At 66.7% G+C, this 11,907-nt stretch carries 14 protein-coding genes; 6 read left to right on the top strand and 8 right to left on the bottom strand.

Annotation, left to right across the window (positions count from 1 at the left end; genetic code table 11):
- The first annotated feature begins 49 nt into the window (after nt 1-49).
- Nucleotides 50-574: a GNAT family N-acetyltransferase gene (locus AAC997_RS05955; RefSeq protein WP_340644768.1), complete on the top strand. Its 525-nt coding sequence runs from the start codon at nt 50-52 to the stop codon at nt 572-574.
- On the opposite strand, the gene AAC997_RS05950 is transcribed toward AAC997_RS05955, so the two are convergent.
- Nucleotides 562-1,458, bottom strand: coding sequence for an EamA family transporter (locus AAC997_RS05950; RefSeq protein ID WP_340644767.1), 897 nt, complete (start codon nt 1,456-1,458; stop codon nt 562-564). The genes AAC997_RS05955 and AAC997_RS05950 overlap by 13 nt on opposite strands.
- A gap of 188 nt (nt 1,459-1,646) precedes the next feature.
- Here AAC997_RS05950 and AAC997_RS05945 point away from each other — a divergent pair, with 188 nt between their 5' ends.
- Nucleotides 1,647-2,519 (top strand): TauD/TfdA family dioxygenase, encoded by an 873-nt coding sequence (locus tag AAC997_RS05945; protein WP_340644766.1) that lies wholly within the window; start codon nt 1,647-1,649, stop codon nt 2,517-2,519.
- 25 nt (nt 2,520-2,544) lie between these two features.
- Here AAC997_RS05945 and AAC997_RS05940 read toward each other — a convergent pair whose 3' ends face one another.
- From AAC997_RS05940 to folK, 3 genes are all read right to left on the bottom strand, one after another.
- Nucleotides 2,545-4,713 carry a bifunctional (p)ppGpp synthetase/guanosine-3',5'-bis(diphosphate) 3'-pyrophosphohydrolase gene (locus tag AAC997_RS05940; RefSeq protein ID WP_340644765.1) on the bottom strand — a complete coding sequence of 723 codons (2,169 nt, stop codon included), beginning with the start codon at nt 4,711-4,713 and terminating at the stop codon, nt 2,545-2,547.
- A 95-nt stretch (nt 4,714-4,808) separates the two neighbouring features.
- Nucleotides 4,809-5,168, bottom strand: a complete 360-nt coding sequence (gene rpoZ / locus AAC997_RS05935) for a DNA-directed RNA polymerase subunit omega (RefSeq protein ID WP_215340105.1) — start codon at nt 5,166-5,168, stop codon at nt 4,809-4,811.
- A gap of 73 nt (nt 5,169-5,241) precedes the next feature.
- On the bottom strand, nt 5,242-5,769 hold the full coding sequence (folK, locus tag AAC997_RS05930; RefSeq protein WP_340644764.1) for a 2-amino-4-hydroxy-6-hydroxymethyldihydropteridine diphosphokinase: 528 nt from the start codon (nt 5,767-5,769) through the stop codon (nt 5,242-5,244).
- A gap of 35 nt (nt 5,770-5,804) precedes the next feature.
- Between folK and AAC997_RS05925 the strand changes: the two genes are divergently transcribed.
- Nucleotides 5,805-6,398 (top strand): NYN domain-containing protein, encoded by a 594-nt coding sequence (locus AAC997_RS05925; RefSeq protein ID WP_340644763.1) that lies wholly within the window; start codon nt 5,805-5,807, stop codon nt 6,396-6,398.
- A complete protein-coding gene (locus tag AAC997_RS05920; protein ID WP_340644762.1) occupies nt 6,395-7,045 on the top strand; it encodes a uracil-DNA glycosylase in 651 nt (216 codons plus the stop codon). Before AAC997_RS05925 ends, AAC997_RS05920 begins: the two co-directional genes overlap by 4 nt.
- Here the strand turns inward: AAC997_RS05920 and AAC997_RS05915 are convergent.
- Genes AAC997_RS05915 through dapA form a run of 3 tightly spaced genes read right to left on the bottom strand, consistent with a single transcriptional unit; the run spans nt 7,042 to nt 9,130 of the window.
- Nucleotides 7,042-7,791, bottom strand: coding sequence for a GNAT family N-acetyltransferase (locus tag AAC997_RS05915; RefSeq protein ID WP_340644761.1), 750 nt, complete (start codon nt 7,789-7,791; stop codon nt 7,042-7,044). The genes AAC997_RS05920 and AAC997_RS05915 overlap by 4 nt on opposite strands.
- Nucleotides 7,791-8,246: an SsrA-binding protein SmpB gene (gene smpB / locus AAC997_RS05910; RefSeq protein WP_340644760.1), complete on the bottom strand. Its 456-nt coding sequence runs from the start codon at nt 8,244-8,246 to the stop codon at nt 7,791-7,793. The genes AAC997_RS05915 and smpB overlap by 1 nt, the downstream gene beginning before the upstream one ends.
- Nucleotides 8,246-9,130 (bottom strand): 4-hydroxy-tetrahydrodipicolinate synthase, encoded by an 885-nt coding sequence (dapA, locus tag AAC997_RS05905; RefSeq protein ID WP_340644759.1) that lies wholly within the window; start codon nt 9,128-9,130, stop codon nt 8,246-8,248. The genes smpB and dapA overlap by 1 nt, the downstream gene beginning before the upstream one ends.
- A 128-nt stretch (nt 9,131-9,258) precedes the next feature.
- Here dapA and AAC997_RS05900 point away from each other — a divergent pair, with 128 nt between their 5' ends.
- A complete protein-coding gene (locus tag AAC997_RS05900; RefSeq protein WP_340644758.1) occupies nt 9,259-11,409 on the top strand; it encodes a lytic transglycosylase domain-containing protein in 2,151 nt (716 codons plus the stop codon).
- Here AAC997_RS05900 and AAC997_RS05895 read toward each other — a convergent pair.
- A complete protein-coding gene (locus AAC997_RS05895; protein ID WP_340644757.1) occupies nt 11,406-11,612 on the bottom strand; it encodes a hypothetical protein in 207 nt (68 codons plus the stop codon). The two genes, AAC997_RS05900 and AAC997_RS05895, sit on opposite strands and share 4 nt — an antisense overlap.
- 65 nt (nt 11,613-11,677) lie before the next feature.
- Here AAC997_RS05895 and AAC997_RS05890 point away from each other — a divergent pair, with 65 nt between their 5' ends.
- Complete coding sequence (locus tag AAC997_RS05890) at nt 11,678-11,905, top strand: hypothetical protein (RefSeq protein ID WP_340644756.1); 228 nt, start codon at nt 11,678-11,680, stop codon at nt 11,903-11,905.
- Nucleotides 11,906-11,907 lie beyond the last annotated feature (2 nt).

Raw genomic sequence — 11,907 nt, 5'->3', positions numbered from 1 at the left:
AAGCCACGTCAGGCTGTCATCTGGGATGGTGGAGGACGAGACGCAATCCATGCTGAGCCGCGACATCCGTTTGACCACGCCCCGACTGGTGATGCGCCCCACTGAGGCCGGCGACGCCCCGCGCATGGCGCAGATCCAGTCCAACTGGAACGTCACCCGCATGCTGCGCCTGGCCCCCTGGCCGGCCACCGAGGCGGCCATGGTCGAGTGGGCGGACCTGCACGGCCAGGAGTGGGCGGCGGGGACCGCCTACCGCTTCGCCGTGCTGCTGGACGGCGTGATGATCGGAACCGCCGACATCGACGACATCGACGGGACATCCGGCGAGATAGGTTACTGGTTCGATGAACCCTATTGGGGTCAGGGCTTTGCTCGCGAGGCCGCCGCCGCCCTGATGGACTTCGCGGTCCAGACCGCGGGCCTGAGGCGGATCGTCGCCGGGCACAATGCGGAGAACCCGGCATCCGGCGCCGTCCTGAAGCGGCTGGGCTTCCACTTCGTCGAGGACACGATGAAGTTTTCCAAGCCACAAGGGATCGAGGTCCCCTACCGGATATACGCCTACGAGGCCTGAACCTGGCGCCTGCGCAGCATCGGCCAGAACATATTCAGCGCCAGACCGCCCAGGACCAGGCCGGCCGCCATGAGCTTCCAGTCCTGCATTGGTTCTCCCAGCAGAGCCGCCGAGGCGGCCATGCCGAACACCGGCACGAAGAAGGCCAGGGGCGAGATGGTCGCCGCAGGATACCTGGCCAGCAGCCAGCCCCAGGCCGCGTAGCCGAACAGGGTGTTGCCCACCGACTGCCACAGCACCGCACCCCAGGTTCCAATGTCGGCGTTCTGTACCCCTATCAGCATCCGCTCGGGCCCCTCGAACACCAGGGCCAGGATCAGCAGCGGCGGGATCGAAAACAAGCTGGCCCAGACCACATAGGCCAGGGAATTCACGCCGGGGGTGGAGCGCTGCACCATGTTGCCGCCGGCCCAACTCGCAGCCGCAATCAGCACCAGACCCAGGCCCAGCGGGGTGGTGGAGCCGTCGGTGTGCATCAGGATCACCGCCAGGCCGCCGGTGGCCAGAACCAGGGCCGCGATCTGGAAGCGCTTCACCCGCTCGCCGGTCAGCCACATGGACAGGCCGATGGTGAAGAACACCTGCACCTGCACCACCAGGGAGGCGAGGCCCGGCGAGATGTCGTGCTGCATGGCGAGGTAGAGCATGCCGAACTGACCAAGACCGATCAGCACGCCATAGGCCGCCAGATTTCGCCATGGCGCGTCCGGCTTCTTGAGAAAGAACACCGCGGGCAGCAGGGCGAAGGTGAAGCGCAGGGCCGCGAAGGTCAGCGGCGGCAGGTGGGCGAGCGCCACCTTGATCACCACGAAATTAGTTCCCCACACCGCCACCACGGCCAGCGCCAGCAGGGCGGCGCGCCAGGTCAGGGCGTTGGCGGTCATGGCGACATCCTTGGCAGCGGGGCCGTAGCGCGGAGTTAAGGGTCGCCGGCCTGAAAAGCTAGGCGGGAGGACCAGACGTCCTACCCGCGCGAAAGAAAAAACTGCGCGCGCCGGGGATTGAACGCGGGCGGCGGACGTGACGAAATCGCCGGATGATCACCGATAAGGTGGCCCGGAGGACGAACGCCATGCCGAACCTGACTATCCGCCGCACCGCCGGCGCCCTGGGCGCCGAGATTTCCGGGGTCAACCTCTCCCAGGACCTAGACGAGGCCACTATCGCCGAGATCCGGGCGGCCTTTGTCGAGCACCAGGTGATATTCTTCCGTGATCAGGCCCTGACGCCCGAGCAGCAACTGGCCTTCGGACGCCGGTTCGGGACGATGAACATCCATCCCTATGTCGCCGGCATGCCAGATCACCCCGAGGTGATGGAGGTGATCAAGGAGCCGCAGGACCGGGTGAACTTTGGCGGCGGCTGGCACTCCGACATGAGTTTCCTGGAGCATCCCTCCATCGCTTCCATCCTTTATGCGGTGGAACTGCCCGACTATGGCGGCGACACCCTGTTCGCCAGCCAGGCCGCCGCCTATGAAGCCCTGACTCCCGGCCTGCGCGCCACTCTGGAGACCCTGAACGCCGTCCACTCGGCGGGTCGGGAATATTCCGCCAGCGGGCACTCGGCCCAGAAGCGCTCCTCGATGAACGTCGCCGAGGCTGAGGGCGCGACCGGCGAGTTCATCCACCCCATGGTGCTCATCCACCCGGAGACCGGGCGCAAGGCGCTCTACGTCAATCCGGCCTTCACGATGAAGATCGAGGGCTGGAGCAAGCGGGAGTCAAAGCCGCTGCTGGACTTCCTGTTCGAGCATTGCCGGGGTGAGCGGTTCACCACGCGGTTCGCCTGGGCTCCGGGCTCGGTGGCCTTCTGGGACAACCGCTCGGTCTGGCACTATGCGCTGAACGACTATCCCGGTCAGCGACGCCACATGCGCCGGGTGACGGTGGACGCCGACGCCGCGCGCTACGCGGGCGCCCCGCGCCTGGCGCGCGCCTCGTGAAGCGCGAGATCGGTCCGACTGAAGTTTAGCCCTTCGCCCGCTCCACCGTCTCGATGGACGGATTGGCGCGTAGAGCTGCGCCGATGTGGGTGAGGTGGCGGGCGTCCTTCACCTCGACATCGACATCAACGTCGAAGAAATCGGCGTGGCGTCGGTGCATGCGCAGGTTCACGATGTTCCCGCCCGCCTCGCCGATCGCCGTGCAGGCCTGCCCCAGAACCCCCGGGGCGTTGCGGATGGTGGCGGTCAAACGCGAAAGGGTGACGGTGTTGCGCTCGGCCTCCGGCGTCCATTGCAGGTCGCGCCAGAGGTCTTCCTTGTCCTCGTATTCCGCTAGCTTGGCGCAGTCGATGGTGTGCACCGTCAGGCCGCCGCCGTCCGGCTCGATGATGCCGACGATCCGGTCGCCGGGCACCGGGGTGCAGCACTGGCCGAAGTGCAGGGAGACGCCGGGGGTCAGGCCGCCGCCGCGCACATAGAGCCGCGCCGCCTTGCCCCCCTCGATCCGGCGCACAGCGGTGGCCGCCTCGCGGTCTGAGGCCTTCAAGCCGGGGAAGATCACGTCCAGCACCTGGGTCGGCGAGATGCGGCCCCGGCCGACGATCTCGAACAGGTCGTCCTCGGTGGCGACGGCGAAGCGTTCCTCGGCGGGCTTCAGAGAGACGTCCTTGCGGGCCTTGCCGGCGCGCTCGAAGGTCTGCTCCACAGTGGCGCGGCCCAAGCGGGTGAACTCTTCTTTTTCTGTCTGGCGGATATGGCGGCGGATGGCCGAGCGGGCCCGGCCGGTGACCGTCAGGGAACGCCAGTCGGGCGGCACCACGGGCTTGGCGCCACGGATGACCTCAACCACGTCCCCGTTCTGAAGAGTCGTCCGTAAAGGCTTAAGTTCGCCGTTGATCTTCACGCCGATACAGGTGTCGCCGACGTCGGTATGGACCGCATAGGCGAAGTCCAGCGGCATGGCGCCGCGCGGCAGGCTCACCAGCTTGCCCTTGGGCGTGAAGACGAAGGCCTGGTCGAGATACATCTCGAGCTTGGCGTGTTCCACCAGCTCCTCGACGTCACCGCCATGCTCCAGCACCTGGACGAGATGGCGCAGGTTCAGCAACGGGTCGCGGCCGCCGGCGTCGGCCTGAGCCTCAGCGTCGAAGCCGTAGGACTTGTCCTTGTAGCGCCAGTGCGCGGCCACACCCTCCTCGGCCACCCGGTCCATCGCCTCGGTGCGGATCTGCATCTCGATGCGCATCCCACGCGGCCCGACCACGGTGGAGTGAATGGAGCGGTAGTTGTTGCGCTTGGGCGTGGAGATGAAATCCTTGAACCGTTCAGGCACGCTGGGCCAGGCGCGGTGGATCACGCCGAGCGCGCGGTAGCAGTCCTCCTCGGAGTCGACGATCACCCGGAAGGCGTAGATGTCGGAGAGTTGGGAGAAGCCGATCGACTTGCGCTGCAGCTTGCGCCAGATCGAGTAGGGGTTCTTCTCGCGGCCAAAGACCCGTGCGGAGAGCCCGCCCACCTCCAGCTTGGCGGCGATTTCAGCCGAAACCACGGCGACCGCCCCGCCCTGCTCGATCCGCAGGGCTTCCAACCGACGGCCGATGGCGTCGCGGGCCACCGGGTTCAGATGCTCGAAGGCCAGCTCCTCCAGCTCCGAACAGATGCGGTGACAGCCGATGGAACGGGCCAGCGGGGCGTAGATGTCCAGGGTCTCGCGGGCGATCCGCTCGCGCTTGGCCGGGCTCTTGATGTAATGCAGCGTCCGCATGTTGTGCAGGCGGTCGGCCAGCTTGACCATCAGGACGCGGACGTCCTTGGAGATGGCCAGGATGAACTTGCGCAGGTTCTCGGCCTGCTTGGTGTGCTCGCTGTTCAGCTCCAGCTTGGTGAGCTTGGTGACCCCCTCCACCAGTTCGCTGATCTCGCTCCCGAACAGGTCGGTGATGTCCTGGGCGCTGACCGGGGTGTCCTCGATCACGTCGTGCAGCAGCGCCGTGACGATGGTCGCGGTGTCGAGCCGGTAGTCGGTGAGGATGCCCGCCACCTCGATGGGGTGGGCGAAGTAGGGGTCGCCCGAGGCGCGCTTCTGCGAGCCATGCATGCGCATGGCGTAGACATAGGCGCGATTCAGGATCGCCTCGTCGGCGGTCGGATCGTAGGAGCGGACCTTCTCGATCAGCTCATACTGGCGGAGCATGCGCGGGGGCCGGGATGGAGTCGGCGGCGCAGTCCTTTGGTCGGCGGCGGGTTCAGGCGCCGCCGTAAGCGTGAGGGGTTCTGAGCCTTCCGGGCTCAGTACCGCTCCTCCTGACCGCCGTCACGGTCGCTCTGCAGGGCGCGAACCAATTCCAGTTCGCTCATCTGCATGTGCGTCGGATCGGCCAGCAGGGCGAGGGTTTCGGCCTCTTCCTCGGCTTCCGAACGCTCATCAACGCGCTGCAGGGTCCCGATCAGGGTCTCGCGCAGTTCCTCCGCGTCCACCACGTCATCGGCGATCTCGCGCAGAGAGACGACGGGGTTCTTGTCGTTGTCGCGATCGACCAGGATAGCCGAGCCGGCCGAAATGGCGCGGGCCCGGTGGGCCGCCAACAGCACGAGGCTGAAGCGGTTCGGAACTCGTTCGATGCAATCTTCGACGGTGACGCGGGCCATGGAATCCTCAAGTCGGGGGTAGAACCGAACAAAATAGAGGGTTTGACGGCGTTGTGCAACGCCGCATGGCGCGTCAGATCGGCCCGCCTTGCGCCTTTTTCGAGACCGGACGGGCGTCGAGGCCCACCGAGGCGCCTTCCGCAAGCTCGCGCGCGGTCTTTCCGAGGGTCGGATGGCGCCAGTTCGGCGCAATTTCCGCGAGCGGCCCCATGACGAACAGCCGCTCATGCGCGCGAGGATGGGGCAGGATCAGGTCATCAGCGGCCTGAACGGCCTGGCCGTAGGCGATCAGATCGAGGTCCAGCGTCCGGGCTGCGTTTTTCTCGCTCCGCAGGCGACCAAACTGGGTTTCGATTGAAAAAAGGGTATGCAGAGCTTCCAGCGGGGCCAGCTTCGTCTCGACAACCGCGACGCCGTTGCGATACTCGTTGGCGGTCGGGTCCGGCCAGGCGGCAGAGCTCCACCAGGACGACCGGCGAACCACAGGCAATCCCGCCTGGGCGAAACGAGCGAGCGCCGCCTCAAGAAGAGCCTCGGACGAACCATAGTCGCCGGCCATATTACCGCCCAGCGCGACGATGACGGCCCCGTCCAGGTCCATGCGCCCCCCGCCCCCTTTTTGGATTTCCGATCCCGATGACATTTTACCCCACGGACAGGCTGGCGCTCTTCATTGACGGTGCGAACCTGTATTCCGCCGCCAAGGGGCTCGGCTTCGATATCGACTATCGCAAGCTGCTGGAAGAATTCCGCACGCGCGGCATCCTGGTGCGCGCCTACTACTACACCGCCCTGGTGGAGGATCAGGAGTATTCACCCATCCGCCCTCTGGTGGACTGGCTGGACTATAACGGCTTCCGCCTGGTGACGAAGCCGGCCCGGGAATACACCGACGCCCAGGGGCGCAAGCGCTGGCGCGGCGACATGGATGTCGAGATCGCCGTCGACATGCTGGAAATGGCCGCCCACGCCGACCACCTGCTGCTGTTCTCCGGCGACGGCGACTTCCGCTGCCTGGTGGAGGCTGTCCAGCGCAAAGGCGCGCGGGTGACGGTCATCTCCACCGTCAAGTCCCAGCCGCCGATGGCCAGCGACGACCTGCGCCGTCAGGCCGACCATTTCATCGACCTCTCCGATCTTGCCGACATCATCGGGCGTCCTTCGCGGCTGCCGCGCTTCATCCAGGAAAGCCGCACCGGCGCCGACCGCGAGGCGGACGCCGAAGCTTGACCCACGTCGCCACCACCGTGGCCGAGCCGCCACGGGACTGCCCGCTCTGCCCCCGCCTGGTGGCCTATCGGATGGTCAACCGCGCCGAACATCCCGACTGGTGGAACGGCCCCGCCCCTTCCTTCGGCGACGAGAACGCCCGCCTGCTGGTGGCGGGCCTGGCGCCTGGCCGCACCGGCGCCAATCGCACGGGGCGGCCCTTCACCGGCGATGGCGCCGGGGTGATGCTGTACGAGACCCTGCTGAAGACCGGCTTCGCGCGCGGCGTCTATCAGGCGCGGCCCGACGATGGGCTGGAGCTGACAGACTGCATGATCACCAACGCGGTGCGCTGCGCGCCGCCGCTGAACAAGCCTGAAACCAGCGAAGAGAACACCTGTCGCCCGTTCCTCACCGCGCGGCTGGCCGCCCTGCCCCGACTGAAGGTGATCGTCACCTTGGGGGATGTGTCCCGGCGCAATGTACTGAAGGCTCTCGGACTAAAAGCCTCGGCGGGACCGCCCGGCCACGGGACCGAGTTCCAGGCGGGTCCCTACATGATCCTCAACAGCTATCACTGCTCCCGGCTCAATACGAACACCGGGCGCCTGACGGCGGCGATGTTTGAGGCGGTATTCCGCCGCGCCCGCGAACTGATCGAAGCCTAGCTGGGCTTGCTCCAGTAAAAGTAGCGCCAGGCCTGCTCGAAGCCCGCGCGGCGATAGAGGGCCCGGGCGGGCGCGTTCTTCTCTTCCACCTGCAGGAAGGCTCGGTCGATGCCGCGAGCCAGCGCCTCGTTGGCCAGACCCGCTAGCACGCGGCCCGCCAGACCTTCCCCCCGGCGGCTGAGGTCGGTGCGCATCCCATGGAAACTGACCCAGCCGTGGCCGAACGATCCGCAGCCCACAGCGATGGTCTTGTCACCGTCTCGCACCATGCCGAACCGCCCGCCCGGCGCGCGGCTAAGCGCCTTGACCCGATAGGCGCCGTCGATGGGATCGAACCCCTCCCCCAGGAAGACAGCGGCCCAGGCGTCGTCGGGGCGTTCGGCGATGTCGGCGGGGGGGCGATCGGTGACGGCGGTTATGGCGGCGGTCGCTGAGGTCTTGACCAGGGTGGGCTGCTCAAAGCCGTAGCCCCGACGGGACAATTCGGCGCGAACGCCCTCCAGACCGGGACCATCGGCGATCCGGAAAGCGGCTGTCAGGCCCCGCTCGGCATAGGCTGCCTCGATCTGGTCGATGACAGCCGGATCGGCGGAGAGGTCATGGCGCAGGGGCACGGCGCTGGCCGCGCGCCGGATCGAGCCGGGATCGAGCCCTACCAGCCAGCCCTCGATCTCCAGCACTTCGTCAGGCGCGACGGCGGCCAGGGTCGCCCGCTCGATGGCCTCGATCTGAGCGGCCTCGGTCATCAGCCCCGGTCGCGCAGCAGCCGGGCCTTATCGCGCTGCCAGTCACGGTCGGCGGTGGCCTGGCGCTTGTCGTGGTTCTGCTTGCCCTTGGCCAACGCGATCTCCAGCTTGGCGAGACCCTTCTCGTTCCAATAGAGCTTCATCGGAATGAGGGTGCGGCCCTCGCGCTGCACCGCGCCGATCAATTTATCGATCTGTTTCTTGTGCAGCAGCAGTTTCCGGTGCCGACGCGGCTCATGGTTGAAGCGGTTAGCCTGCCCATAAGGCGGGATGTCGGCGTTGATCAGCACGATCTCGCGACCTTCCACCGAGGCGTAGGACTCCGCGATGTTGGCCCGGCCGACACGCAGAGATTTGACCTCCGTGCCGGTCAGCATGAGGCCCGCCTCGAAGGTCTCTTCGAGGAAGTAGTCGTACCGCGCCCGACGGTTTTCGGCGATCAGCTTGCCGGCCATCAGATGAGGCCGGTTTCCCGCAGCGCGGCGAGAACCTCCTGCCGGGCGGCTTCCGAGCAGGCCGTGATCGGAAGGCGGACATCTTCCCGGCAGAGGCCCAGATGGGCCAGGGCGAACTTGGTGGGCGACGGCGAGGCGTCTGAGAACAGCGACTTGTGCAGCAGCAGCAGGCGATCCTGCCAGTAGAGCGCCGTCTTCCAGTCGTCGCCGAGCGCGGCGTTATAGAAGGCGGAGCACAGGTCCGGCGCGACATTGGACGACACCGAGATGCAGCCGTGGCCCCCGTGGGCCATGTAGCCGAGCGCCGTGGGATCATCGCCCGAGAGCATCACCCAGTCCGGACCGCACAGCAGGCGCTGCATGGTGGCCCGGGTCATGTCGCCGGTGGCGTCCTTGATGCCGACGATATTCGGCAGCTTGGAGAGGCGGCCAAGCGTCGCGTCGGCGATGTCGATGCTGGTGCGGCTCGGTACGTTGTAGACCAGGACCGGCAGTTGCACCGCGTCGTTGATCGCCGCGTAATGGGCGTAGAGACCTTCCTGGCTCGGACGATTGTAATAGGGAGTCACCACCAGGGCCGCGTCGGCGCCGACGGTCTTGGCGTGGCGCACCAGTTCGATGGCCTCGGCCGTCGAATTGGAGCCCGCGCCGGCGATAATCGGCACACGCCCCGCAGCGGTGGCGACGCAAAGCTCCACAACCCGACGGTGTTCGTCGTGGCTCAGCGTCGCGGTTTCGCCTGTAGTGCCGACGGGCACCAGGCCGTGGACACCGCCTGCGATCTGGCGTTCGACAAGGGCGACAAACGCCTGCTCATCGATCGCCCCGTCGCGAAACGGCGTCACGAGGGCCGGCATGACGCCCTTGAACAAAGGTTCGGACATGGTCTGCAAAAAGCCGTGAAAGCGAGGCCTATTGTTGCGGCCTCAAGATTTGGCCGGACAATATGGCGGGCAGGCCCTAAGCCGCAACCAGACTTGTTCCGTATTTCGATGATCCGGAGATATTCGTTTTGGCGTCCAAAGCCCGCAAGGCACTCTTCACCGCAGCCGCAGCCGTTCTGTTGACCGGCGTGGCCGAGGCGCAACAGCCGACGCAGGGGCATCCGCCCTACGAAGGACCGCCACCCCCCATCGAACTGACCCAGACCCAGCCGGTGACCTACCGCCGCGGATTGTCGGATGCTGACGGCGCAGCCCTGCGTAGCGCGCTGGATTCGGCCAAACGAGCCGACGTCACCGGCGCGCGCACCGCCATCGCCATGATCAACGACCCGATCGCCAAGAAGATCGCTATCTGGGCCATGGCCGATTCTGCGGCCGATTCGCTGAGTTTCTTCGAGATCGACCAAGCCCGCCGCGATCTGGCCGGCTGGCCGCGCGCCTCTCGCCGGCAGGTGGCGGCCGAAAAGCTTCTGGAAACCGGGGGCCTCAGTCCGCAACGGACCATCGACTGGTTTGGCGGCTCGGACCCCGCCACCGCCGAGGGCGCCATGGCCCTGGCCCAAGCCTATCGCGCCACCGGCCGCAACAAGGAAGCCACGCTCCTCATTCGTAACACCTGGCGCAACAAGCTGTTCGAAGCTGACCCGCAGCGTTCGATGCTGGCCCGGTTCGGCGACGTGCTGACCGTGGACGATCATGTCCGGCGCGCCGACATCATTCTCTTCGGCAGCCAGGGGCCCGCCGCGCGGGATATGATCCCCCTGCTGCCCGCCGACCAGGCTCAACTCGCCCAGGCCCGCATGGCCCTGCGGCAGAACTCAGCATCCGCCATCGCCCTGGTGAACAACCTGCCGGCCAGCGTCTCCAATTCTTCGGGCCTGGCCTTCGAGCGTGCGGCCTATATGCGCCGCCGGGGCATGGACCAGGTGGCCTTGGGACTGGTGCGAAGTTTCCCCACCGAAATCGCCTTCCCTGAGATGGGCGCGCGGATCTGGGATGAGCGCTACCAACTGGTCATCACCTCGCTGCGCAACAGTGACTCGCAGGGCGCTTACCTGGCCGCGGCCAATACCGGCCTGACGGAGGGCGCCGACGCCGCCGAGGCCGAATTCTACGCCGGCTGGATCGCGCTGACCCGCCTGAAGCGCCCGGAGGACGCCGACCGTCACTTCGCGGCCATCGAGAAGATCGGGTCCTCGCCGATCACCCGCGGCCGCGCCCTCTACTGGCGAGGCCGGGCGGCGGAGGCCCGTGGCCAGCATGACCGCGCCCAGGGCTTCTATGGCGCGGCCTCCAAGCACAACACCACCTTCTACGGTCAGCTAGCCGGTGAGAAAGTCGGCGCCCACAAGATGAATCTGGGCCGCGACCCCGCCATCACCCAGTCAGACCGCAACCGCTTCGAGGGTCGCGACGCCGTCCGCGCGGCTCGGATGCTCTACGAGATCGGCAACAAGGACCTGTTCAAAACCTTCGTCCTGACTCTGGACGATGTCCTACCCACCGCTGAGGAAGAGGCCCTGCTGGTGGACATGGTCCGCGGCTATGGCGACATCGACACCGGCATGAAAGTGGTCCGTGCCGCCGCCCAACGCGGCTTCATCCTGCCCGAACGGGGGTATCCTGTTCGATCGACGCCGAACGTCGGAGGAGCCCCGGAACCTGCTCTGGTGTTGGGGATCACCCGCCAGGAGAGCGGCTTTGACCCGATGATCCGGTCGGGCGCCGGCGCGCGCGGCATGATGCAGCTGATGCCGGCCACCGCCTCCGCCGTCGCCCGACGCATGGGGGTGGGCTATTCCCCCGGCATGCTGGACGATCCCGAGTACAATATGCGGCTCGGCTCCAGCTATCTGGGCCAGATGGTGGGGAATTTCTCAGGCTCCTACCCCATGGCCATCGCCGCTTACAACGCCGGACCCGGACGGCCCGCCAGCTGGACAGCCTTCTGCGGGGACCCGCGCGGAGCGGCGACGGACCCGATCGACTTCATCGAATGCATCCCCTTCTCGGAAACCCGCAACTACGTCATGCGCGTGATGGAAGGCATGCAGGTCTATCGCGCCCGGCTGAACGGCGGCACGGCGCCGATCACCCTCTCCGCGGACCTGAAGCGGGGCAGCTACGGATCGGGATATACGCCGTCCGGGGCCATGGGGGAGACCCAGAACCCCGCCCCGACCCGGGCGGCCGGTGGCATGCAGCCGATCCCCAACTAGGACTCGTTCACCCAGGTTTCGATCAGCGGGGCGATGAGGTCGAGATGCTCATAGCGATGGTCATCGCCAGGGATCTCGACCACCGTGCAGAGCGGGTGCTTGTCCACGACCGCGGCCAGGTCGCGGTACGCGCCGTTGTAGTCCGCGGTCTGCTGAATGAAGAGCGTCGGAACCGCCGCGCAGTGCTCTTCCAACAAGGGCATCCATCCCTCGGAACGAGCCGCGCCAGCGGCGTTCCCAGGAAGACACAGGCCTGAGGCGCAAACCCATGCCGGTCTCGAGCCAGCATGACGATCAGGTTGCCGATCGACTTGGAAATGACCAGGTCCGCGTCGCTGCCACCGACCGCCAGAACGTCGGGAGACACATCGGGATTGCTGACATCGGCGCGTTCCCAGAAGCTGTGAGGCCGCACGACGGTTGCGGTTTGACCGATCTCCAGCCGGTCGATCAGACCCTGCATCTGGGCCAGGGTTTCCGGTTTACGGCCGGGTAGTC

The organism is Phenylobacterium sp. (assembly GCF_037968635.1).
Classification (GTDB): Bacteria; Pseudomonadota; Alphaproteobacteria; order Caulobacterales; family Caulobacteraceae; genus Phenylobacterium.
The sequence above is the reverse complement of the archived record's forward strand: the minus strand, read 5'-3'. Positions and strand labels throughout refer to the sequence as shown.

Bases quoted from the DNA above. Each gene is read 5' to 3' on its own strand.
- rpoZ (WP_215340105.1), bottom strand. From the start codon at position 5,168: ATGGCCCGCGTCACCGTCGAAGATTGCATCGAACGAGTTCCGAACCGC.
- AAC997_RS05890 (WP_340644756.1), top strand. From the start codon at position 11,678: ATGCCGGTCTCGAGCCAGCATGACGATCAGGTTGCCGATCGACTTGGA.
- AAC997_RS05895 (WP_340644757.1), bottom strand. From the start codon at position 11,612: ATGCCCTTGTTGGAAGAGCACTGCGCGGCGGTTCCGACGCTCTTCATT.
- folK (WP_340644764.1), bottom strand. From the start codon at position 5,769: ATGGACCTGGACGGGGCCGTCATCGTCGCGCTGGGCGGTAATATGGCC.
- AAC997_RS05925 (WP_340644763.1), top strand. From the start codon at position 5,805: ATGACATTTTACCCCACGGACAGGCTGGCGCTCTTCATTGACGGTGCG.
- AAC997_RS05945 (WP_340644766.1), top strand. From the start codon at position 1,647: ATGCCGAACCTGACTATCCGCCGCACCGCCGGCGCCCTGGGCGCCGAG.
- AAC997_RS05955 (WP_340644768.1), top strand. From the start codon at position 50: ATGCTGAGCCGCGACATCCGTTTGACCACGCCCCGACTGGTGATGCGC.
- AAC997_RS05940 (WP_340644765.1), bottom strand. From the start codon at position 4,713: ATGCTCCGCCAGTATGAGCTGATCGAGAAGGTCCGCTCCTACGATCCG.
- AAC997_RS05950 (WP_340644767.1), bottom strand. From the start codon at position 1,458: ATGACCGCCAACGCCCTGACCTGGCGCGCCGCCCTGCTGGCGCTGGCC.
- dapA (WP_340644759.1), bottom strand. From the start codon at position 9,130: ATGTCCGAACCTTTGTTCAAGGGCGTCATGCCGGCCCTCGTGACGCCG.
- smpB (WP_340644760.1), bottom strand. From the start codon at position 8,246: ATGGCCGGCAAGCTGATCGCCGAAAACCGTCGGGCGCGGTACGACTAC.
- AAC997_RS05915 (WP_340644761.1), bottom strand. From the start codon at position 7,791: ATGACCGAGGCCGCTCAGATCGAGGCCATCGAGCGGGCGACCCTGGCC.